The sequence below is a fragment of the Chitinophagales bacterium genome (assembly GCA_017303415.1).
In the GTDB taxonomy this organism is placed as follows: domain Bacteria; phylum Bacteroidota; class Bacteroidia; order Chitinophagales; family Chitinophagaceae; genus SpSt-398.
The window spans coordinates 221,358-243,122 of sequence record JAFLBJ010000001.1 but is presented as its reverse complement, the minus strand read 5'-3'; the positions used below and the strand labels follow the sequence as shown (position 1 = coordinate 243,122).

21 protein-coding genes are annotated in these 21,765 nt (G+C 45.4%); 5 read left to right on the top strand and 16 right to left on the bottom strand.

Translation table 11 applies throughout. From position 1 onward, the window contains the following. The first annotated feature begins 5 nt into the window (after nt 1-5). Both J0M30_00990 and J0M30_00985 read left to right on the top strand, forming a co-directional pair. On the top strand, nt 6-3,251 hold the full coding sequence (locus J0M30_00990) for a T9SS type A sorting domain-containing protein (protein ID MBN8666045.1): 3,246 nt from the start codon (nt 6-8) through the stop codon (nt 3,249-3,251). 6 nt (nt 3,252-3,257) lie between these two features. After that, on the top strand, nt 3,258-3,857 hold the full coding sequence (locus tag J0M30_00985; protein ID MBN8666044.1) for a DNA-3-methyladenine glycosylase 2 family protein: 600 nt from the start codon (nt 3,258-3,260) through the stop codon (nt 3,855-3,857). Between the two features lie 85 nt (nt 3,858-3,942). Here J0M30_00985 and J0M30_00980 read toward each other — a convergent pair whose 3' ends face one another. From J0M30_00980 to J0M30_00960, 5 genes are all read right to left on the bottom strand, one after another. Beyond that, the gene (locus J0M30_00980; GenBank protein ID MBN8666043.1) at nt 3,943-5,049 is read right to left on the bottom strand and encodes a dipeptide epimerase; all 1,107 of its coding nucleotides are present in this window, start codon (nt 5,047-5,049) and stop codon (nt 3,943-3,945) included. A gap of 103 nt (nt 5,050-5,152) precedes the next feature. Then, nucleotides 5,153-7,321, bottom strand: a complete 2,169-nt coding sequence (locus J0M30_00975) for a S46 family peptidase (protein ID MBN8666042.1) — start codon at nt 7,319-7,321, stop codon at nt 5,153-5,155. A 56-nt stretch (nt 7,322-7,377) separates the two neighbouring features. After that, nucleotides 7,378-8,367: a GTPase ObgE gene (obgE, locus tag J0M30_00970; GenBank protein MBN8666041.1), complete on the bottom strand. Its 990-nt coding sequence runs from the start codon at nt 8,365-8,367 to the stop codon at nt 7,378-7,380. A gap of 116 nt (nt 8,368-8,483) precedes the next feature. Next, a complete protein-coding gene (locus tag J0M30_00965; GenBank protein ID MBN8666040.1) occupies nt 8,484-8,819 on the bottom strand; it encodes a DUF4907 domain-containing protein in 336 nt (111 codons plus the stop codon). After that, a complete protein-coding gene (locus tag J0M30_00960) occupies nt 8,803-9,825 on the bottom strand; it encodes a hypothetical protein (GenBank protein ID MBN8666039.1) in 1,023 nt (340 codons plus the stop codon). Before J0M30_00960 ends, J0M30_00965 begins: the two co-directional genes overlap by 17 nt. A gap of 391 nt (nt 9,826-10,216) precedes the next feature. Here J0M30_00960 and J0M30_00955 point away from each other — a divergent pair, with 391 nt between their 5' ends. Next, the gene (locus J0M30_00955) at nt 10,217-11,557 is read left to right on the top strand and encodes a DUF4270 family protein (protein ID MBN8666038.1); all 1,341 of its coding nucleotides are present in this window, start codon (nt 10,217-10,219) and stop codon (nt 11,555-11,557) included. A gap of 4 nt (nt 11,558-11,561) precedes the next feature. After that, nucleotides 11,562-12,821: a hypothetical protein gene (locus tag J0M30_00950; protein ID MBN8666037.1), complete on the top strand. Its 1,260-nt coding sequence runs from the start codon at nt 11,562-11,564 to the stop codon at nt 12,819-12,821. Here J0M30_00950 and J0M30_00945 read toward each other — a convergent pair. The 5 genes from J0M30_00945 to J0M30_00925 all read right to left on the bottom strand — a co-directional run bounded on the left by J0M30_00945 (nt 12,818) and on the right by J0M30_00925 (nt 16,938). Beyond that, on the bottom strand, nt 12,818-13,408 hold the full coding sequence (locus J0M30_00945; GenBank protein ID MBN8666036.1) for a transferase hexapeptide repeat family protein: 591 nt from the start codon (nt 13,406-13,408) through the stop codon (nt 12,818-12,820). The two genes, J0M30_00950 and J0M30_00945, sit on opposite strands and share 4 nt — an antisense overlap. Before the next feature lie 28 nt (nt 13,409-13,436). Further along, complete coding sequence (locus J0M30_00940; GenBank protein MBN8666035.1) at nt 13,437-14,627, bottom strand: ATP-binding protein; 1,191 nt, start codon at nt 14,625-14,627, stop codon at nt 13,437-13,439. A 135-nt stretch (nt 14,628-14,762) separates the two neighbouring features. Further along, entirely contained in the window at nt 14,763-15,509 is a 747-nt protein-coding gene (locus J0M30_00935; GenBank protein ID MBN8666034.1) for a hypothetical protein, read from the bottom strand. A 19-nt stretch (nt 15,510-15,528) separates the two neighbouring features. After that, nucleotides 15,529-15,945: a hydroxyphenylacetyl-CoA thioesterase PaaI gene (paaI, locus tag J0M30_00930; GenBank protein MBN8666033.1), complete on the bottom strand. Its 417-nt coding sequence runs from the start codon at nt 15,943-15,945 to the stop codon at nt 15,529-15,531. Between the two features lie 216 nt (nt 15,946-16,161). Beyond that, nucleotides 16,162-16,938, bottom strand: coding sequence for an enoyl-CoA hydratase/isomerase family protein (locus tag J0M30_00925; GenBank protein MBN8666032.1), 777 nt, complete (start codon nt 16,936-16,938; stop codon nt 16,162-16,164). Nucleotides 16,939-17,118: 180 nt separating this feature from the next. Between J0M30_00925 and J0M30_00920 the strand changes: the two genes are divergently transcribed. After that, on the top strand, nt 17,119-19,026 hold the full coding sequence (locus tag J0M30_00920) for a S9 family peptidase (protein MBN8666031.1): 1,908 nt from the start codon (nt 17,119-17,121) through the stop codon (nt 19,024-19,026). A 25-nt stretch (nt 19,027-19,051) separates the two neighbouring features. On the opposite strand, the gene J0M30_00915 is transcribed toward J0M30_00920, so the two are convergent. From J0M30_00915 to J0M30_00890, 6 genes are all read right to left on the bottom strand, one after another. Then, nucleotides 19,052-19,408: a transcriptional regulator gene (locus J0M30_00915; protein ID MBN8666030.1), complete on the bottom strand. Its 357-nt coding sequence runs from the start codon at nt 19,406-19,408 to the stop codon at nt 19,052-19,054. 2 nt (nt 19,409-19,410) lie between these two features. Next, nucleotides 19,411-19,722 carry a type II toxin-antitoxin system HigB family toxin gene (locus tag J0M30_00910; protein ID MBN8666029.1) on the bottom strand — a complete coding sequence of 104 codons (312 nt, stop codon included), beginning with the start codon at nt 19,720-19,722 and terminating at the stop codon, nt 19,411-19,413. Between the two features lie 58 nt (nt 19,723-19,780). Next, entirely contained in the window at nt 19,781-20,002 is a 222-nt protein-coding gene (locus J0M30_00905) for a helix-turn-helix transcriptional regulator (GenBank protein ID MBN8666028.1), read from the bottom strand. Nucleotides 20,003-20,005: 3 nt separating this feature from the next. After that, nucleotides 20,006-20,563, bottom strand: coding sequence for a DUF2975 domain-containing protein (locus J0M30_00900; protein MBN8666027.1), 558 nt, complete (start codon nt 20,561-20,563; stop codon nt 20,006-20,008). 219 nt (nt 20,564-20,782) lie between these two features. Beyond that, nucleotides 20,783-21,418 carry a hypothetical protein gene (locus J0M30_00895; protein MBN8666026.1) on the bottom strand — a complete coding sequence of 212 codons (636 nt, stop codon included), beginning with the start codon at nt 21,416-21,418 and terminating at the stop codon, nt 20,783-20,785. Then, on the bottom strand, nt 21,408-21,761 hold the full coding sequence (locus tag J0M30_00890) for a hypothetical protein (protein MBN8666025.1): 354 nt from the start codon (nt 21,759-21,761) through the stop codon (nt 21,408-21,410). Before J0M30_00890 ends, J0M30_00895 begins: the two co-directional genes overlap by 11 nt. Nucleotides 21,762-21,765 lie beyond the last annotated feature (4 nt).

Sequence of the window (21,765 nt, the reverse complement as noted above, 5' to 3'; positions counted from 1 at the left end):
ACATCATGAGAAAATATTTACCATCCATTCTGATCGGCCTTATCCTTTTAGCCGGATTTTCATTTTTTAAAAACCCTGCCAGGCAGCTGCCTCCCGCACCTACCGAGGGGGATGAGAATCAAAAGAAAAGAGAAAAGTATTTTGAGTTGATCCATCGTGCCGCACCGGGTACTGACTGGCGTATGATCGAACAGTCAAATGACCAGGAGAGCAGGGCATGGCGGCAAACATACCTGAGCAATCGTGGTGCTCGTGTCAATGATGATGTATTTGCCAATGGCCAGGTACAAGGTAACTGGGAAGAAAGAGGGAGTGATAACCAGGCGGGGAATGTAAAAGCCGTTGCCTATGATTCCTTGACTGATAATCTCTATGTGGTGAGTGCAGGAGGAAGTTTGTGGAAACGGACCCTGACCAATGGCAGCTGGACCCTGCAAAACAATATTTTCCGTTTTCGTGATGCCGTGATCAACCTGGTACACAAACCCGATAATTCAGAACGGCTTCTTCTTTTTGCGAACAACCAGGTCTATTATACCGATAATGAAGGATTGACCATGAACGCCTCAACGGGAATCAGTTTCCCTGTAGCCTGGGGCGGAAATACCATCGTAGCCATGACTGCGGTGAATGATGCCAATAAAAGTATTTATTGTCTGGCCTATTTATGGGACAATGTTCCCTGGGCGCCCCGGTACTGGTTGTACCGCTCTACAGATCTTGGACAAACATTTACCAAGATCCACACCTTTGATCATGGTACCGATGGTCAGTTATCGATGACCAAGATGTATAACACCAACCAGGTTTATTTTCTGGATGGCAAATCCGTAACCGGAAATATTGTTCTCTCTACCGTGAATGGTGCTACGGTCACTACCATCAATTCTGTACCCAATAGTGAATCAGGTAAAAAATGTATCCTCAAAGCGACCTATGCCGGTGGTGCGGCAGTGTTTTATGCGTTGTTTGAAAACAAGCGGTTGTATCAGTCCATCAATGATGGTGCTACCTGGACCCTGCAAAGCACGCTTACCGAAACGGCCTGGGACAGGTTGGAGGTTTCCAATGAGGATCCCCAGAAAGTATATTATGGCGGAGTTGATGCCTACCGGAGTTTGAATGGTGGATTGAGTTTTACCAAGGTGAATGTATGGTCGGAGTATTATGCCAACCCACAGAGCAAATTGCATGCAGATATCATGGAGATCGCTCATTTCCGCAAGGCAGGAGGCAGCTCGTTTTTGATCATCAATAATCATGGTGGATGTTATGTGTCGACCGATGGCATGGTGACCAATACCAACCTGAGCATGTCTGGATTGCGTACGGCCCAATATTATGATGTGATCACCGATCAGCGTCAACCCAATCGGTTGTTTGCCGGTTCGCAGGACCAGGGCTTTCAACGAAACCTTACCGCTACCACACCTGGTGTACTTGAATTTACCCAGGTAATCAGTGGCGACTATGGATATCTCGCTTTGACGGGAACGCCTCATCACTTATGGACACAATACCCGGGAGGCGCACTATACTATTATGATAACCCAACCGGGGGATTATCTTCCACCTGGACCATGCCCGGAAGTCAACTCCCCAATTATGGCTGGATGATACCGGTAGTGAATACAGCTTTTTCAGAAACGGAAAATGAAGTATGGATGGCCGGTGGAAATACATCCGGAGGTACGGGTTCCTATTTATCCAAACTCAAAGCTTCCACAAGCGCGCCTTTTGCCATCAATGCTACGCAGTTGGCCTATAATTTCCGCGCCAATTCAAATACCGGAAACGGAGGCATTACCGCCGTTGAAGCGTCTCGTATCGATCCCAACCGAATTTACGTTGCTACCGAAGATGGCGCCTTTTTCACCACATCGGATGCAGGCGGATCATGGACAAAGACTGCCTCTTTCAATGGACCCACTCCCTGGTACCTGTATGGTTCAAGTATTTATTCTTCCCGGTTTAACCCAAACCTGGTTTGGTTGGCAGGTAGTGGATACTCCAATCCGCCCGTGTATAAGTCAACAAACGGAGGACAAAGTTTTACTTCCATCAGCACAGGCCTGCCTTCTACCCTGGTGTATGAGATCGTAGCCAATCCCGATGAGACCTTACTTTTTGCGGCTACTGAAGCCGGTCCCTATGTATATGTGGTGGCCGATAATCAATGGTACTCCATGACAAGTGCGATAAATCCCACTCAGTCCTATGTTACGGTAGAGTATATCCAGTCCAGCAATACGGTTCGCTTTGGTACCTATGGTATGGGGATTTGGGATTTTAAACTCAGCAATGCCCTGCCTGCCGCACCTGTAGTAACAACAACGGGCTCAGCTATTTTTTGTCAGGGAGGAACGATAACGCTGACCTCCTCGGCTTCTTCGGGAAATCAATGGTATAAAAATGGGTCAGTGATTGCAGGCGCCACTGCCAATACTTACCAGGCAACAGAGACCGGATACTATACGGTAAAAACCACGGTGAACAGTGTGACCAGTTATGCCTCTTCACCCCTCTATGTTCAGGTAACTGCTTTGCCACCTACACCCACCATTTCGTTTACAGGGGCTACGAATTTCTGTCAGGGAGGATCCCTTACGCTCAATTCTTCTTCCGCCACCGGAAACCAATGGTACAGGGATAATGTGGTGATCACGGGTGCCACCAATACCAGTCTTACGGTAACCAATGGGGGTTCCTATACCGTCAGGGTAAATGCAGGTACATGTTTTTCACCTGTTTCCAATGCGATGGCTATTACGGTCAATGCTGTTCCGACACAACCCACTATAACACAGGTGGGCACTTCGCTGCAATCTTCTTCAGCCAGTGGTAACCAGTGGTACACCAATGGTAACCCGATCGCTGGCGCTACAGGTCAAACCTATACGCCCCCTGCTTCGGGTAATTTTTCTGTACAAGTGACCAGCAATGGGTGTACCAGTCCCATGTCTAGTGATTTTAATTTCCTCATCACGGCCATCAATTCACCAGTGCTCGAACGAAATATTAAAATCTGGCCCAATCCGGCTGTCAATGATCTTTTTATTACGTATCAAAATAACACACATCCGATGGAACTGCGGGTATATGCCCTGAATGGGATGGCTGTGAGTGGACCGATGAACTTTACCAGCCGAATTGATATTGATACACGTGGCTGGGCACGCGGGGCCTATGTGATCGTGATCCGGGATAAGAAAACAAATGAGCAATTGCGAAAGATGATCAGTAATCAATAGTTATTAATGGAGGCAATCGCACATCTTTCAAAAGACCGGAAGCTTAAGAGATTAATCAATACCTATGGTCCACTGGCCCCCACCAGGCGTAGAAATATCTATCTGCACCTCTGTTACTCCATCATGAGTCAACAGCTCTCCACCCGGGTGGCGGCAGTGTTGCAGGACCGCTTTATTAAACTTTATGGCGGAAAATCGCCCAGTGCGCAGGCTATTGTAGATACGCCATTTGAAACTTTGCGGGGTATTGGGTTGAGCAATGCCAAAACACTCTATATCCAGAATGTGGCCCGGTTTGAACTGGAAAAAGGAATGTCACATACCCGGTTGAACAAAATGAGTAATGAGGAGGTCATTGAATACCTGACCGAAATTAAGGGAGTAGGAAGATGGACGGTGGAGATGTTACTGATGTTTTCGTTGGGACGGGAAGACCTTTTTGCATTGGATGACCTGGGTTTGCAGAACGCCATGATCGATCTGTATAAACTGGATGGGTCGGATAGAAAAAAATTGAAAGGGGAGATTGAGCGAATAGCGCAAAAATGGGCGCCTTACAGAACGTATGCGTGTTTGTATTTGTGGCGTTGGAAAGACGGGGAATAAGAGATAAGGAAGTGATAGATCGTGTTATAATAGACATCCCGATTTGTGGTTAAACATCCATAACATCCTTATTCCTTATTTCCGTTCATGCCACAAACCCTTCCATTTTTTTCAAAATCTCTATTTCAATACTTGCTCCAAGGCCCGGTGTTTCCGGCATGGTCATGCGTCCGTTTTCATGATAGTTAATTCCGCCGGTGACATAATCTTCGGCGTGCATGAGCGGAGTATCAAAATCACAATATTTTACCGCTGAGCTGCTCAAGGCCAGGTGTCCAAAGGCGGTCATGCCTAACCGGGATTCCATAAAGGCACCGATCTGACATTCCATTCCCGCTTTTTCGGCCTGCTTAAGGATCTTACGGGCAATTTGCAGGCTACCCGCTTTCCCAACCTTGATATTGAATTTATCACAGGCTTCCATCTCAATGAGCATACGGGCATCAAGATGATCACAGCAGCTTTCATCTGCCATGATCGGGATGGGAGAATTCTTTCTGAGTTTCTTTAATTCATGAAAATGTTTTCGGGCGATCGGCTCCTCACAATACTGGATACCCTCTTTTTTCAATGCTTTTAATATCGTTTTTGCATCTTCGGGGGTCCAACCCTGGTTGGCATCGAGCCGGAGGGGGATATCCTTGCCAACGGCGGCGCGAATGGCTTTTACCCGTTCAATATCTGGGTCAGCACCTTCACCCACTTTGATCTTGATGGCCGGATAGCCATCTGATTTTATCTTGATGGCATCATAAACCATTTTTTTTACTTCACCGATGCTTACGGTATAGTCAGTATAGAGGTCTTTATTCTTTTTGCCACCCAAAAATTTATACAGCGGTAGACCCGCCCATTGGGAAGCAATATCATGAAGCGCCATGTCAAAAGCACTTTTGATGCTTTGATTGGCGTATATAAAATGGTCCATCTTCGCCAGACAGTCTTCGATCTTCAGGGCATTGGCGCCTTTGAGCAAGGTGGCGAAATAGCGGGCCACGGAGTAGCAGGTATCAATGCTTTCGCCATTGATCGGCAGAAAGGGGTTACACTCGCCAAATCCACTGATACCTTTGTCGGTGCGAATGACAACTACGATATTCTCTGCATTCTCTTCCTTTCCAAATGCGGTGATAAAAGGAGCTTTGAGCGGGACGTTGAATTTATAGACTTCCGTCTGAATGATCGTGGCCATGTTATTCATGGGCCAATGTAAAAAAAATTCCGTGCCTTCGGTGTTTTCTGCGTGCTATTTTTCTTTCACAGAATACACCGAAGGCACGGAATATGCGATTGTCTTATTTCACTAATTTCAATTCCTTGATCAGGTGGCTTGCGCCTCCTAATTTATCAATACACCAGAGCACATAGCGTACATCTACGCAGATCGTCCGGTTCAGGTCTTTATCAAAAGCGATCTTATGGCTCAGGGCCTCATAGTTGCCATCAAAGGCCAGACCGATCAGGTTACCACTGGCATCCAGCACGGGCGATCCGGAGTTACCACCTGTGATGTCATTGGTGGTGATGAAACCGATCACCAGGTCTTTGCGTACCGGGTCGGCATATTGGCCAAAATCCTTTTTCTTGAGCAGTTCGATCTGTCTGGTCGGCAGGTCAAATTCATAATCACCGGCCTTATATTTTTCCAATAAGCCTTTTGAAGTGGTTACATAATCATAGAACACTGCATCACGCGGGCGATATGACTTCACATTCCCAAAGCTGACACGCATGGTGAAGGTGGCGTCGGGGTACATTTTTTTCGCTTTTACCGGATCCATTTCCATGATGCCTTTCAGGTACAGACGACCTAATTCTGCATTGGCGGTGGTAAAGGCGCGGTATTTTAGCAGGTATTTGCTGGTATAATTGGTAACAAAGGCATTGGCCTGGGCATAAGCCGGGTCGCTTTGCAGGGCATTTGCATTTGGGTTTTCGGTAAAGGCCTTCCATTTGGCATCATCCAGTATCATCGTGTTGGCAATTACATCGGCCGCGTATTTTTTAAAAGTGGCCTCATCATCCAGGGATCCATACTTATCCTTCAGGTTATAATAAAAACCGGAAGGGTGCTGGTCTTTTTCCACTTGTTGATAATACATCATGGTTACGGCCGCGAGGATATTGCGGTCGGATGGAATATTCTCTCCTTTGAGGAATTCAGCCCTTTGTTCAGAAGCTGCTTCGATGGCTTTTTTGGCGTCGGCCGGGGTTTTACCTGGTGTAACCAGGGCGGCTTCTACCTGTTGCAGGCTTGATGCAAACGCAAGCAGCGGCGAACCCATGATGCCTTCGATCAGGAATACCCGGTTTTTGGAATAGGGCCGCCAGTCGGCATAGGCCTTTTCCCAATCCTTCATCAGGCTTTCGTATTCAGGTTTTCCTTTGGCCCATTGGATAAAGGCTTCTTCGGCTTTTTTCTTTTGCCCATATACATCGTACTTGATCAGTTGTTTGCTTTCGCCATCAAAGAATTTCCAGTAGTTCGCAATACCGGCATAATCCGAAGCCAGCTGGAGTTTAACCGCAGCATCTTTTTTCATTTCCTCAAACATGAACTTGAGACGAATGTCACGCAGGTTCACGAGTGTGGGGTTGTCAATATCGATCTTTTGTTTGATGCCATAGGAGGTTTCATACCGGTTGGTACCACCGGGATAGCCATAGATCATGGCATAATCACCATCACGGATACCTTTGATCGAAACAGGCAGGAACCATTTTGGTTTCAGGGGAACATTGTCGGCGCTGTAAGAAGCGGGCTTGCCTTCTTTGCTCATGTACACACGAAATACAGAGAAGTCGCCTGTATGTCGGGGCCATTCCCAGTTGTCGGTATCACCGCCAAACTTTCCTACACTTTCCGGTGGAGCGCCTACCAGTCTTACATCACGGTAACGCTGGTAAACAAAAACCAGGAACTGGTTTCCTTTAAAAAGCGGACTGATACGGGCCTCAATATCATTGGCGGCATCGGAGTATTTTGCATTCAGCGCATTGATCACCCGGGTTTGAGCCTGGGCACGTTCGGCGCCTTTCAATCCTTTCAGGGAATCAAGTACTGTTGCAGTTACATCTTCAATACGCAGCAGGAACTGGACGGAAAGTTGTCCGCCGGGTATCTCTTCCCCAAAATTCTTTGCATAAAAGCCATCCCGCAGGTAGTTGTGTTCCAGTGTACTGCTTGAAGCGATCACATCATATCCGCAGTGGTGATTGGTAAAGATCAATCCTTGTGAACTCACGATCTCACCCGTACATCCACCCCCGAAGATCACGATGGCATCTTTGATCGAAGCTTTATTGATGCTGTAGAGTTGTTCTTTGGTCAGTTTCAACCCTCTTTTCACCATGTCATTGTACACTTGCTGACCCAATAACAGCGGTAGCCACATACCTTCATCCGCTATGGAGCGAAGAAAGAGACCGACCACTAATACGAACGATAGAAAGAATTTTTTCATATAGTGCCTTTTTTGTAAAGGCAAACCTACTAAGATTCTTGCTTCTTCATTATAAATTATTGATCATTGGTCAGTGCTTGCCACATGATATCCTTGAGCGAGGTAAGTCCCTGCCCGGTCAGTGAAGAAATGAATACATGGGGGAGGGTAGTGGGGAGTTCTTTTTTAATGGCCTGGGTCAGTTCCTCATCAAGCATATCGCTTTTTGTAATGGCCAGGAGCATTTTTTTATCGAGCAGTTCGGGATTGAATTCCTTTAATTCATTCAGCAGGATGTCAAATTCTTCCTTGTGGTCCTTGCTGTCGGCGGGTATCACAAAGAGCAGGATGGAGTTACGTTCAATATGCCGGAGAAAACGATGTCCAAGTCCTTTTCCTTCTGCGGCCCCTTCAATGATTCCGGGAAGGTCGGCAACGCAGAAACTTTTCCCATCACGGTATTCCACAATACCTAATTGCGGGTTCAGGGTTGTAAAGGCATAATCGGCGATCTTGGGTTTGGCTGCGGTGATGACGGACAACAGGGTCGATTTACCGGCATTGGGGAATCCCACAAGACCTACATCCGCGAGTACTTTAAGCTCCAGTACCTTCCAGCCTTCCACTCCGGGTTCGCCCGGTTGGGCATAATCAGGAGCCTGATTGGTGGGGGTGGCAAAATGCGCATTTCCCAAACCACCTCTACCGCCTTTGAGCCATATTTCCTGTTGACCATCTTCCAGGATCTCGATCTCTTTCGCGCCGGTTGTTTCATCAAAAGCGATCGTACCCAGGGGTACTTCAATGATGATGTCCTTTCCATCGCGGCCGGTCATATTATTTTTCAAACCATTGTCCCCGTCGTCGGCGGCAATATTCTTTTGATAACGAAGGTGCAAAAGGGTCCAGAGATTACGGTTTCCACGTAAAATGATATTCCCTCCCCGGCCTCCGTCTCCGCCATCGGGACCTGCCTTGGGGTTAAATTTGGTTCGGGCAAAATGCCGGCTGCCTGCGCCACCATGGCCGGTTTTACAGAAGATGCGTATCTGGTCAACAAAACTCATACCTTGATTATAGGATTTCCAGGATTTAAGGGATTGATTTTCAGGAATTATTCTAAAAATCCTCAAATCCAGGTCAAAGATAGAGTGTTGTGACCTGATATCTGCAACTAAGTCACTTATCTATGCGTGTGCTGTGGAATAAGACCGAGTTTTTCCAATTCCGTTAAGGTTAACCGGGGCGTTTCCTTTTTCTCTATTTTTTTTACCAAATAGCTCGCGGTTCTTTCGGCGGCTTCTTTGGTGGGGAAACCCATCAGGCTATCTATGGCCGGGATGGTTTCCTGGTGAATGACCACCCGGTCATCCACCAGGATCTCATACCCCCAGGCTCTATCTATTTCTATGACCCTGTAATCAATTTCAGGTCTGTTGTACCATCGAATCAAAACGAATAATCCAATCGATACAATCCCAAATATCCCCAGTATCCTGGTCCTAGTTGTCATCGTCATCTTGCTCCGCAGTTGGGTCAAACTCATACATATTGTCAAAGGACAGCGAGCCGCTGCGACCTGTCAGTACAAATCCCCGGTCACCCAGTGAAAAGGCAATGGCACCTGTGCGGGCAGTGCCTTCAAATCCGGTACGTTGTGTCCAGATATCTGTAGCTGCATTGTATTCCCAGGTCGTGCTTAGTAAACTGCCGTTCTCTCCACCGGTGAAGTAAATATAACTTCCCATTTGAAAGGCAACGCCATTGTACCGGGCAATGGAGGAGTAGTCATCATCGTATTCATCATCGCTAACATTGGAGATCTTTCTTTTTTCATCCCAGGAATCTGTAGCAGGGTCATAGGCCCAAAGGTCATTCAGGGCCGATCCATTATTGGCACCACTTACCACATAGGCTTTATCGTTGATCACAAAACTGGTGGCAGCCATTCGTTTGGATCCACCTATGCTGGCCTTCTGGGTCCAACTGTCGGTCAACGGATCGTACTGCCACAGGTCTTTCAAATAATTTCCATCATATCCACTCGAGATATATCCTTTACCCGACAGGGCAAAGCCAACTGCATCATACCGCGCACTTCCTGTAAAGGAGGCTTTTTGTGTCCAGCTATTAGAGGATGGATCATATTGCCAAAAATCATTGAGCTTGTTCGTGCCATCATACCCGGTGCCGAGGTAACCTTTACCATCAATGGCAAAGGCCACGGCTGAGTTACGGGCGGTTCCCGGAAGATCGGCGCGTTGGGTCCAGTACTTTCGCGCATGGCTGTATTCCCATAGGTCATTGAAACGGTCACGGTCCGTAATACCCGTTGAGAGATACACATAATTCCCGATCACAAAACTTACGGATTCACTTCGGGCATAGCCATCAAAATCCGAAGCACGGCTCCAGTTGCCAACCAGATCTTCTGTACTGTCACTTGTTTTACCACAACCAATTCCCAGGACCACAGCCCCCAGGAGCATGATACTACCCCAAACATAAACGTTCACTTTTCGCATACTATTAATTTTGGGGTTAAAAGTACCCGGGGGGTCTCCAAAGGGTATCATAAAATAGATGAATCGTGAGAATTAACCGACGGACAATGTGAGACGTGAGGCGGGAGGCGTGAGGCGTGAGGCGTGAGACGTGAGACGTGAGGCGTGAGACGTGAATAGTGAATAGTGAATAGTGAATAGTGAATAGTGAATAGTGAATAGTGAATAGTGAATAGTGAATAGTGAAATTTCTTTAAATACTAAGTTACAAACTATTAGTTACTTTTCATTCACTATTCACTATTCACTATTCACGCCTCCCGCCTCACGCCTCCCGCCTCTTTCGCCGATACATTTTCCCGATTGGTCTACCTTAACAAAATGCCTGCAAGGTGGCTGGATAATTTGCGGCATGATGAAAAATGTTACCTCATTCAAGATCATATTACCTGTACTTTTTGTAGTAGGCCTTTTCTCCTGTTATAAGAACACCATTCAGTTTGGTACACAGCCTGAAAACGAGTACACCCGGCTGATAGCCATCGATAGTGTGGAACCTGTTTTGTCCACTATCCTCCTTGATTCATTTACCACCAATAACCCGGCCTCTTTTTTTGCTGGAAACCTGCGGGATCCTTACCTGGGTTTGATCCGTACCGCCAGTTTTTTTAAGATGGATAAACCGGCAACGCTTCCCGAGATACCTGTAACAGCGGTATATGATTCCATATGTCTTGTACTTCGGTTGAATGAATATTATCTGGGCGATACCACTCAACCATTAACCATCCAGGTACATGAACTGGCGGAGGAACTCCAATACCCTTTTTCTACCTATATGTATAACACCACCAATTTTTTGGTAAAACCACAGGCGCTCGGCAGCCGCACATTGACCATCCGGCCTACCTATGATGATTCGCTCCTGATCCGGTTGGATGATGCCAGGGGGCTTGATCTGTATAATAAAATTTACAATGTAGCATCTGAGCTGGCCAGCACAGATGCCTTTCAACAATACCTGCGTGGATTACGGTTGTCTGCTTCTGATCCCGACGAATCTGTACTTTTTGGTATTTTATCCAGCAGTGGAAGCCTCGCCATTCGGTTGTTCTACCATCACACGGTACCTTATCCGGAGTCAAAGCAAGTGGATTTTTTATCGGTTAATGATAACTATGCCTTTAATCAAATTAAGACTGACCGAAGCGGCACTTTTCTGGCGAATGGGCCTGCCTCTTCAAATGGTTTAAGTGAGCTTTCCTCTTCTGCTTCGGGCAACCTGTCTTTTATGCAGAGCAATGCAGGGATATACTCAAAAGTAATATTCCCTTCTCTGCGAAATATTTTGCAACGGGAGGAAACGCTTCGGCTGTTAAAGGCTGAGTTGTTCTTACGTCCGGTCAAATCTTCCTATGATGATGCGCGATTCCCTTTGCCCGATACCTTATATATGGTGCAAACGGATGGGTCAAATGTGGCGGGGAATGCCGTGGCTGATTCATCGGGTACAGATGTGCAGTATGCCTATCCGGTGATCGATCAACTCTATGGTGTCAATACTTATTACCGGTTTGAGGTTACGAATTATATCAAAGCTATGCTGGCCAATTCAGGAGCTACTGATGATGGCTTTTTTATTTTACAAAAAAATCCTTCTAACCAGTTCAGCCTTCACCGGGCGGTATTTGGAAATGTCTCGCATGAGTTCAGATCAGAGTTGGTTCTATCCGTGGTCACAATAAATAATTAATTGCATGAGAAAACGCACAATTAAAATGGCGCTGCTGCCCTTTGGGGTTATCCTATCCGGAACTATATTTTCCCAGTCCATCAATAGCCCATATTCCATTTATGGTATTGGCGACATTGACCGCGCAGCGGTTAACCGCACAAGTGGAATGGGCGGGGCGGGATTGGCCATCCCTTCCACTTCGGATCTGCTAATCAATAACAATGTGGCATCGATCACCGGGTTGGAGCGGAGTTTTTTTGTGGTTCAATTAAATGGGGCGGGAAAGTTTTCACGGTATTCAGGCACTCCTGTTACGGCAGATAACAGCAATAACCGCGATATGTGGATACGGGAGGCTTCGATACATGTAAAGCTCAATAATTCATGGGCCAGTGGGGTTGGGTTAAAACCATTTAGCCGGGTCAGTTATTCGCTGGTGGGGAGCCGCTTTATTGAAGGTACTCAGGATAGTTATGCTACACTCTATGAAGGGCATGGAGGTATCAATGAATACTATTGGGCCAATGCTTTTTCGTTGGGCAAGAAATTTTCCATTGGTTTAAAAACCTCGTTGCTTTCCGGGGCGATCAATCAGGAGGAAACCTTGTATGGTAATTCGCTGGCCACAACCATTGCCACCAAACAGCAGGATTATTACAGTCAGTTCAGAGTGGAAGCTGGGGCAATATATAAAACGGCTTTGAGTAAAAAATGGGATTGGTCAATAGGCGCAAAATATATTCCTCAAACAAGACTGGCATCTGAACGAACACTGACGGTGGAAGAGAATGGAACCGTGATCGTGGACGATGAACTGATCGATCGTGACCGGTTTACACTACCCACTACAGCGGGTATTGGAATGGCCCTGGTAAAGGACAAACGGTACACTTTTGCCGCGGACTATACCTATGAGAACTGGGCTTCGCTAAAAGTGAATGGTACGGGCTGGAAATATGGTGATAGTCATCGCTGGGCGGCGGGTTTTGAATCGGTCAAGCGAAATAAGCAGTGGGGAAAATTGGCGGAGAGTCGTTTTTTTCAACTGGGGGCTTTTTATGAGCGGTCTTCACTCATTGTTCGAAGCGAGGCCATTGATGATATGGGGGTGACGATGGGATATGGTAAACGATTTAATAACCGGTTGGCCTATGCGATATCCGCTACGGCGGGTGTACGGGGAACAAAACTGAATGACCTGATAAGGGAAAATTATTTCCAGTTAACCGTGTCGTTTTCGTACCGTGACTTTTTATTCAGTAAAGGGAGACAGTATTATTAATTCTTCTTTTTAGGAGTCAGCATTCCTTTCTCCCGTTTGGGCCAATCTTTCGGAATTTCTCTGAGCGCATCTGCTGCTTTCCATTTTTCAAACATTTCTGCCGGCAGTTGTTGATAGAGCCGGGTGCCTTCGGTTTTCCAGGCGATCATTTCATCGGTAACCTCTTTTATGATTTTGGCGGGGTTCCCGGCCAGTAAGCTACGTCGGGGAATGATCTCTCCCTGTTTCACCAGACTGAGTGCGCCAACAATGGATTCTTCACCCAATACCACTTCGTCCATGACCACGGCATTCATTCCCACCAGGCAATTTCGCCCGATCTCCGCACCATGGATCACTGCCCCGTGTCCGATATGGGCCCCTTCTCGTAGGAGGGTTGTAAATCCGGGGAACATATGAATGGTACAATTTTCCTGCACATTGCATCCATCTTCCAGTATGATACTTCCCCAATCGCCCCGAAGGGCCGCACCCGGACCGATATAACAATTTTTACCTATGATCACATCTCCCGTAACCGCTGCCTGCGGATGTATAAAGGAAGAGGGATGAACGACGGGGGTGTAGGGGCCGAAGGAGTAGATCATTTGTTATTTTTTGATTCTCTTGTATTTTCTAGTACATCATTCCAAACAACCATAAAGGTATTTTATTCAGAACGCCAATTTCTATGTCGTCCTTTACCACCCAAAGTCTGTCCGTGGTTGCTTCTCCTTTTTTATTTTTCCCCCCAATCTCAAATAACTCTTCTTCATTTATCAGGAAATCATTTTTTAAGGGAAGCGATACGCTGTATCCGGCATTTTTTACCTGGTTTAGAAAAAATGCTTCCCGGATACTTCCCTTATCGGCGTTGTTACCTGATAGGGCGTAATGCAGGTTTGTGTTCTCCAGGTATATCTTGTCTGGTTTTTGGAGATTGCTGATACTTGGACCTTTTGCGGAAAGAAAATTTACCAACCTTGCCATTTCCAGATAGTGAAGATATTGAACAAGGGTATTTCGGTTGATCCCTGTTTTTTCACTCAGTTTCGTGATATTCGGCTTGAATGGAACATTGGTAGCCAGAATATAAAAGAGTTGCGTGATCTTCCTGCTTTTTGTTGGGTCATAGCCTTCAATGAATCGAAGGTCATTCTCAATGGTCATCTTTACTATTTGTTCCAAGCGGATCGGGTAGGTGTCTTTATTCTCCTGAAAGAACGGGTAATAACCATATCGCAAATAGGTTTGAAAATGCGCCAGTGGTTGAAATTGTCGCACCATTTCGGTGGCAATGGACTGATGGCTTTTCAGGAGTTCTTCCAGTGTAAAGGATTTTACTCGAATGGCCCCTGTAAACTCCAGATATTCCCGAAAGGACAATCCCGGCATTTCATATTGAATGGCTCTCCGGCTTAAGTCTGCATTTTGCCTGATAATATCTGTTATGCATGAGCCAGTAAAAACAATCTTTATTTTTTTATATTGATCATAGATGTTTTTTATCTCCCTTGCCCAGTCAGGGTATTTATGCACCTCATCAATGAAGAATGCCTCCACTCCCCGGGCAGTGAAATAAGCAACTACATCTACCAGGCGGCTCGAAGAGAAATATATATCATCCAGTGTAAGGAATATCGCTTTCCCTGTGTGGCCGTACTCTTTCTTCATTTTCTGAAGGATAAGAGTCGTTTTTCCAGTACCTCGAGCCCCTAGTAGACCTATCAATCTATCCTTCCAATCAATTTTTTCAACTATTGGTCGTATGATATCCAAGGATTGGTCGGCAAGGAGGGCATTCGATTTAATAAGTAGTGAATCCATTTTTGCTAATTCAAACAAGCAAAATTACGATAAATTGCTTATTGAAATTAGCAAAAAATGATAAAATTGCTAATTAGGATTAGCAATTTCGAATAAGATATTTATAAAATATTGATTATCAATAAAATAATACTATTAACCCTCCCTTTCCAACACAGGTTCCCTTCTCCTTCGGGCCCCTTTTCGAATGGCTCTCATTACAGCGAAGGTCAACAAGATGATAGCGGCCAGACCAAGGAGACCGACAATCACGGCAAGTCCTTCCGCTCCTCCACAGGATATGGAGCAAACGAGGGCGCCAAGCAGAAGGGTTAATCCCACGGCGCCAATAATGGCCAATATAACTAAACCGGCCCTGTTACGTGTTTCCGGATCGCCTTGCAGCGTGGCCTTGGTATACACCGATAACTGGTGTTTGAATTCTTTTCGGAGGATCCTTTTTTCCTGGCGTGTGAGTGATTTTTTATCGCGGTATTGCAAAGAGGCGAGTATCTCTTCCGCGGTGGGTTTTTCTTTTACGGGAGAAAGAGTGATCGCGCCAAAAAGAGGGGTGTGAAAGGAGTTGGAAGCGTTGGGAGAAGCGGAAACCCAGGCTACCATTAAAAACCCGATCAGCAGGATACCGACATCCCCGCTTTTTTGCCAAATATACCCCCAATGCTCTCCTGCCTTTTTCCGTTGGGAACGGGAAGGATAGAGCACGATAAAGGTAACAAAGAGACCGATGAGGATGTATAAACCATAGGCAGGTAAGGTGATACCCATTTCCTGCAATGAATATCCTACAAAAAGGGCGAGACATACAAGTAGCACATGTCCGGCCACAATGATGCAGCGCGCAAAGCGAGGGTGGGTAAACGCCCACCGGGAGAGGGTCTTCATTATCGGGAGGTTTTGGTGTCTAGCTTACCAGTGGTTTTCCGGTACGGTAGCAAGTCCCTTTAAACTGCGCCACTAAATGATCATGCTGATTATAAATACTAATATGATAAAGCCCGGTCGATTTTCCATTGTGAAGTTCTTTGGCCTCGGCTATGAGGTGATCGCCCACATGAACTGGTTTTATAAAGTTAATGGAAGTATCAAGAGCCACGGAAAGATTATTTCGGTTGTTGCAGGCAAAAGCAAAGGCACTGTCGGCCAATGAAAAGGCAATACCTCCATGAACGATCCCAAACCCATTGATCATTTCTTCTCTTACCGTCATCTGTATACGGCTAAACCCTTCGCGTATATCAAGCACTTCAATGCCTAACCACTGACTAAAGCGATCGTGGAGCATCATGTGGGAGACGACTGATTGTGGGGTGTGGGGCATGGGGTGTTATCGTGAATCGTGAATCGTGAATCGTGAATCGTGAATCGTGAATCGTGAATCGTGAATCGTGAATCGTGAATCGTGAATCGTGAATCGTGAATAATTTTTAATTTCTAAGGTACATATTTTCTATCAATATTATAATCTCGCCTCACGCCTCACGCCTCACGTCTCAGGCCTCACGCCTCACGCCTCACGTCTCACGTCTCCCGCCCCTCACTCCCCCCTAAACACCGGCTTCCGTTTTTCCAGAAAAGCTTGCACCCCTTCTTTGAAATCATAGGTGGCTGCGGCTCGTTGCTGGAGTATATCTTCATTTTGTAATTGTTCGATCAGGGTATGTGGGCCACTCCAGTCAAGGGCTTGTTTGGTATAGGCAAGTCCCATGGTTGGCATTTGCGCGAGTTTCTCTGCTATGGCGGTGATGGTTTCATTGAACTTCTCATCATCCACACATTGGTAGATCATTCCCATTCGTTCTGCTTCTTCGGCCATCACGCGGTCACCCAACATCATGAGGGCGCTAGCTTTTTGCCAACCAATAAGTCTGGGTAAAAAGAAAGTGCCACCACTATCAGGTATCAACCCGATCTTGGAGAAAGCCTGGATAAAGGAGGCGGAACGGGCGGCGATAACAATATCGCAACAAAGGGGAATATTGGCACCGGCACCTGCTGCAACACCATTGACGGCAGCGATGACCGGTTTTTTCAACACACGGATACGGGTAATGATAGGATTGAATTGTTCACTCAATATCCGTTGCATGCCCGGGCCATTTGGATCCACCACTTCTTCCAGGTCCTGGCCCGCACAGAAGGCCTTGCCTGCACCGGTGATCACTACCGCGCGAACCCCGGGATCATTAGCACAATCATCCAACAGGTTTTGCAGGCCGAAAGCCATTTCACGGTTAAAGGAGTTCAGTTTATCCGGCCGGTTAAGGGTGATAGTAGCGACGGCGTTTTTTATATCGATAATGACTGATGACATACTGAGAAATAATGGATGATTAAATTTCAATACCTGATTTTAGCAGCTCATTTATAGCATAACAGATTTCATGGTCAAATTTAAGGATACCTTCCTGCTTCTTTGCCGTTCTTCCCATTTTTAGATTCATTTTGGGTGAGTACCGTCAAATTTGATATATTCCCTATATAAATTATAACTATGTCCCAAAAACCATTGCTTCCACTGCTTGGGCTGCTAATACTGGTAGCTTGTAATGATGCCGGTAAAAAGGCACGTATGCCTAAACAATTTGCCATTGAAGACCTGTACAATAATGTTTCCATTAACGGCGCTGACTTCAACCAGGCCGAGGACAAGATATTGGTGAGTAATAACAGTACCGGCATAACCAACGTATATGAATTGTCTGTGGCGGATACTACCATGAAGCAACTCACTTTCTCTACCGTGGATTCCTATTTCCCGATAAGTTATTTACCCGGTACTACCTCTTTCCTTTATGTGGCTGACCAGGGTGGTAATGAAAATTCCCATCTCTATCTGATGAAACAAGGCGATACCAGTTCGCGTGATCTTACGCCCTGGCCGAATAGCGCCAACTCCTTTGCGGGATGGACAAATGATAAAAAAGGAATCTACATCCTAAGCAATAAGCGAAATCCACAGTTTTTTGATGTCTGGAAATTGGATACAGCGAGTTGGACCCCTGTCCTTCTCTACCAGAATGATGATGGCATGGAGTTCTCTGGGATCAGTGCCAGTGAACGTTATATCTCCCTTTCCAAGTCCATCACGACCGATAAAAATGAACTATATCTGTTTGACCGTACCACCCAGGAAAAAAGAAAGATCAGCAATGACAATGAAGCGACCTGGAATGCATCGGGTTTTGAGAAGAATGACAGCATTTTCTACTATACCACCAACGATGCCAGCAATTTCAGTTACCTGGTCAAATACCATATTGGTAGCATGAAAGCGGAAAAATTCTATGAGGACAAATGGGATGTAGAAGGCATGGGGCTGAGCGAAAATGAAAAGTATCATACCATTTTTGTCAATGAAGACGGGAAAAATAAAGTACTGCTGTTTGATCATGCCACCAACCAACCCGTTGCCTTCCCCGAAATTAAGGATGGCGATGTGCTTGGGGTAGATATTTCCCCTTCGGAAAAGAATCTCTTACTTACCATTGGCAGCAGCACCAGTCCGCAGAACCTTTATGTTTATAATCTGGAAACCAAAAGCCTGAAAAGGCTGACCTCCACCCTTAACAAAGCCATTGATGAAGCAGACCTGGTACAGGCGGAAGTAGTACGGTTTAAATCATTTGATGGATTGGATATCCCCGCTATTTATTATAAACCCCTTCAGGCTTCCAAGGACAATAAGGTGGGCGCCCTGGTTTGGGTGCATGGCGGTCCTGGTGGACAAAGCCGGGTTGGGTTCAGCAATTCCATTCAATACCTGGTGAATCATGGGTATGCCGTTCTTGCCGTAAATAATCGCGGTAGTAGTGGTTATGGAAAAGAGTTTTTTAAGTTGGATAATAAGGATCATGGAAATGCCGACCTGAAGGATTGTATATGGGGTAAGAAATGGCTAGCCAGTCAGGATTATATTGATACCAATGCCATTGTCATTTATGGAGGAAGTTATGGTGGCTGTATGGTATTGAATGCGCTTTGTAAGTATCCCGATGAGTTCAATGCCGGCGTGGATCTGTTTGGCGTGGCCAATTGGCTCAGGACGCTGCGCAGTATTCCTCCCTATTGGGAGGCCTTCCGTAAAGCTTTGTATGAGGAAATGGGTGATCCTACTACAGCCGATAGTGTACACCTCAAAGAAGCATCCGGATTGTTCAATTATCAAAAGATCAACAAGCCGCTGATCGTATTACAAGGGGCCAATGATGTACGCGTGTTAAAGGTGGAGAGTGATGAGATCGTAGAGGGTGTAAAGAAAAATGGCGTACCCGTTGAATATGTGGTCTTCCCGGATGAGGGGCATGGGTTTGTGAAAAAGGAGAATCAAATTACAGCAACCAAAAGGACGCTGGAATTTCTGGACAAATATTTGAAGCCGAAGCCAGAAATGAAGAAATAGACAGTTGGAAAAATAAAGTAAATCCTTAGGATAGAAGTACCTCTGCCGGGATCGATAATTCGCGATAAAACAATTTAGCTAGTTCGAGTGTAAGAGGCTTACGTCGGTTTAGTAGAGCAGAAACATATCCTTTAGTCCCTACTTTTCCAACGAGGTCCTTGTTCTTCCAACCTCGTTCTTCCATTTTTAATTTAATGGCGGCGATGGCATCTGGTACCGGGATAGGAAAGTGCTTGTCCTCATACTCTTTAATTAAAAGTAGGGCAATCTGAAGTTTTTCCCCTTCTGGAGATGACATTTTTATTTTTTTATCAAACATTTCATCTACCCAATTCAGGTACAGTTGATATTGTTTTGCTGTCTTAATTATTTTAAGTTCCATATTTATTTCTTTTTAAACTGCACCGTTTTAACATCAATGCGATCATATTCAGCATGTGTGCCGAACCATTTAATTTGAATCACCTTAAAATCAAATACAATTCTTACTACGAGCCTGTATTTATTTCCTAAAATATTAAATACAACCCTGTCATCCGCTACCAGGCTTGCGTTCCCATACATTCGTTTTAATTCATTGAAATTCTTAAAATTACATCTTACTAACTCATGATACCATTCTTGTAACGCGATTGCAGCTGTTGGGTATTTTTTACAATACGCCAATAGAGTACCTCTTGTAATGATGTTGAACATTGGCAAAAGTAATAAAAAGTTTTCTATTAGAAAACTATTTTCTCCCCTTATTTGAAATTCAATGATCCCTTTGCACCGCACCATCATATTCCAGAATATCCCCCGGCTGGCAATCCAGCACCTTGCAAATGGCCTCCAGCGTGCTGAAGCGAATGGCTTTGGCCTTCCCTGTCTTTAATATTGAAAGATTGGAAAGGGTCAGGCCTACTTTTTCAGAAAGCTCATTGAGTGACATCTTTCGCCTTGCCATCATCACATCCAGGTTGACAATAATAGCCATAGATTAAATGGTTAAATCGTTTTCAGTTTGAATTTCTATTCCGCGCTTGATGATCTGAACGATGACGATCAGAATGACCGCCATGAAAAGCCATACATCACCCCCGGCCAGTTTTAATTCGGCAATATCGGCCATCTCCATGCCCTGTTTGTGGAGCCAGGAGGTAAAATTGGCACCGGAAGAAGAAAAGAGGCCAATCCCAATGGACAAATAGGAGATGTTTAAAATGAATCGCCTTACCTCCTTGCTAAAGGGCTTGGTCATATCCAGCTTCTTCTCTGAAAGCAATTTTAAGATGAGATAAAAGAGAATGGCTTTTAGCACCGCAACGATAGACATAGTAATTGTGAGGACAAAAAAATGTCCACGGTCAAACTGCGAAAGTTTGATCAGGTAGGCGGACCCTTCCCAAAAGTTCTTTGCCTGGTCGGGATTAATAAAGGCGGCAAAAAAGGTGTTTACAACAACACCCCCTGCCTCCACGGCAAGACCAAAAAAGAGGATCCAGGAAATGACCTGCAAGACTTTCAGGACCTGGGATGTAGTGATTCTGATTTCCATTGTGCATCAGTTATTTAGTAAATGATGGCACAAATATCGGAAAATATTTATTGAAAAACAATAAATATTTTATTTAAATCACAAAATCCTGTGGCTCAATCGAATTTCGCTGCCCCTGGCCCCGGAATCCAAACGGGGATATTTCTTCCTGGTTAAGTCAGGATGATTATGACATGCTTTTATTTCTATTACCTCTTTGAAAGGACTCAGGTGAGGAGATTAATAGAAATTGACCGATAGGGGTTGACAGTCGTTATTATAGATCTCAAAAATCTGGTTTAAATAATCGCGGTTTTTGCGAATGGACTTCCGCATTTTCCCATTACCGATGTCGGCCATTTGAACGGCAATTGGACAATCGGCTACCAGTCGCTTGATGTCTTTTTGTCCGGCAAAAACTTCCAGCGGTCCATCCTCTCCTTTTTGGGCATAGTGGTCGGTTCTGGTATACGAGCTGGTTCTGACAAAACCCGCTGAACTGGTGGAGGTTGTAGTTACCTGGTACATGTGTACATACACATTGATCTTGCCATGAACAATGCGTTGGATGAAGGTTTTTCCCAAACGACCGTAATAGGTATCTCCCATCCGGAGCCCTTTTACTTCTCCAAATTTGAAGCTTTGGTCGTCAATTTTTACTACATCTTTTACCAGTAAACCCGATTTCCACTGGATATTTTTTCCATAGACCCGGGTTCCGTTTGTCAGGTCGAGGTAATCGCCTTTCTCTGATTTTTCTTCTACCGCATTTTTGTAGTTAAAGGCGCCATAGTGAATCTTATTCACTTTGGATGCCAGGGCCAGAAAAACAAAGAAACCAACTGCAAGAAGGGATAACAAATGCTTATTTTTCATGTGTTGTAGTTATGGTTGTAAAAAAAATACGATTGAATAAAAGGGCAATGAGAAAAAAAATGAAATAAGTAACAATATCCCATTGATCCCCGGTTCCGGAAACCCAATCACTGAATTGAGCCCATTCCCAGGCTGCGGCCACTGTAAAAACTGCTATGATCCAGCGCAGGGGAATCCTCCTATCCCAAATGATCAGCAAGGTGGAAAGAAAGGCATAGGCCCATAACCCATCGGCCAGATGGTATTGCATGAAAGCAGATCCTTTAAAAAAATAGCAGGTAATACCCAATGCCAGCGGCAGGGCAACATTGATCGCCAGGTCAGTGGGCTTGCTTATTTTCATTCAA

What these genes read in the sequence shown, in the direction of transcription:
- J0M30_00990 (MBN8666045.1), top strand. Translation starts at nt 6, where the DNA reads ATGAGAAAATATTTACCATCCATTCTGATCGGCCTTATCCTTTTAGCC.
- J0M30_00985 (MBN8666044.1), top strand. Translation starts at nt 3,258, where the DNA reads ATGGAGGCAATCGCACATCTTTCAAAAGACCGGAAGCTTAAGAGATTA.
- J0M30_00980 (MBN8666043.1), bottom strand. Translation starts at nt 5,049, where the DNA reads ATGGCCACGATCATTCAGACGGAAGTCTATAAATTCAACGTCCCGCTC.
- J0M30_00975 (MBN8666042.1), bottom strand. Translation starts at nt 7,321, where the DNA reads ATGAAAAAATTCTTTCTATCGTTCGTATTAGTGGTCGGTCTCTTTCTT.
- obgE (MBN8666041.1), bottom strand. Translation starts at nt 8,367, where the DNA reads ATGAGTTTTGTTGACCAGATACGCATCTTCTGTAAAACCGGCCATGGT.
- J0M30_00965 (MBN8666040.1), bottom strand. Translation starts at nt 8,819, where the DNA reads ATGACGATGACAACTAGGACCAGGATACTGGGGATATTTGGGATTGTA.
- J0M30_00960 (MBN8666039.1), bottom strand. Translation starts at nt 9,825, where the DNA reads ATGCGAAAAGTGAACGTTTATGTTTGGGGTAGTATCATGCTCCTGGGG.
- J0M30_00955 (MBN8666038.1), top strand. Translation starts at nt 10,217, where the DNA reads ATGATGAAAAATGTTACCTCATTCAAGATCATATTACCTGTACTTTTT.
- J0M30_00950 (MBN8666037.1), top strand. Translation starts at nt 11,562, where the DNA reads ATGAGAAAACGCACAATTAAAATGGCGCTGCTGCCCTTTGGGGTTATC.
- J0M30_00945 (MBN8666036.1), bottom strand. Translation starts at nt 13,408, where the DNA reads ATGATCTACTCCTTCGGCCCCTACACCCCCGTCGTTCATCCCTCTTCC.
- J0M30_00940 (MBN8666035.1), bottom strand. Translation starts at nt 14,627, where the DNA reads ATGGATTCACTACTTATTAAATCGAATGCCCTCCTTGCCGACCAATCC.
- J0M30_00935 (MBN8666034.1), bottom strand. Translation starts at nt 15,509, where the DNA reads ATGAAGACCCTCTCCCGGTGGGCGTTTACCCACCCTCGCTTTGCGCGC.
- paaI (MBN8666033.1), bottom strand. Translation starts at nt 15,945, where the DNA reads ATGCCCCACACCCCACAATCAGTCGTCTCCCACATGATGCTCCACGAT.
- J0M30_00925 (MBN8666032.1), bottom strand. Translation starts at nt 16,938, where the DNA reads ATGTCATCAGTCATTATCGATATAAAAAACGCCGTCGCTACTATCACC.
- J0M30_00920 (MBN8666031.1), top strand. Translation starts at nt 17,119, where the DNA reads ATGTCCCAAAAACCATTGCTTCCACTGCTTGGGCTGCTAATACTGGTA.
- J0M30_00915 (MBN8666030.1), bottom strand. Translation starts at nt 19,408, where the DNA reads ATGGAACTTAAAATAATTAAGACAGCAAAACAATATCAACTGTACCTG.
- J0M30_00910 (MBN8666029.1), bottom strand. Translation starts at nt 19,722, where the DNA reads ATGTTCAACATCATTACAAGAGGTACTCTATTGGCGTATTGTAAAAAA.
- J0M30_00905 (MBN8666028.1), bottom strand. Translation starts at nt 20,002, where the DNA reads ATGGCTATTATTGTCAACCTGGATGTGATGATGGCAAGGCGAAAGATG.
- J0M30_00900 (MBN8666027.1), bottom strand. Translation starts at nt 20,563, where the DNA reads ATGGAAATCAGAATCACTACATCCCAGGTCCTGAAAGTCTTGCAGGTC.
- J0M30_00895 (MBN8666026.1), bottom strand. Translation starts at nt 21,418, where the DNA reads ATGAAAAATAAGCATTTGTTATCCCTTCTTGCAGTTGGTTTCTTTGTT.
- J0M30_00890 (MBN8666025.1), bottom strand. Translation starts at nt 21,761, where the DNA reads ATGAAAATAAGCAAGCCCACTGACCTGGCGATCAATGTTGCCCTGCCG.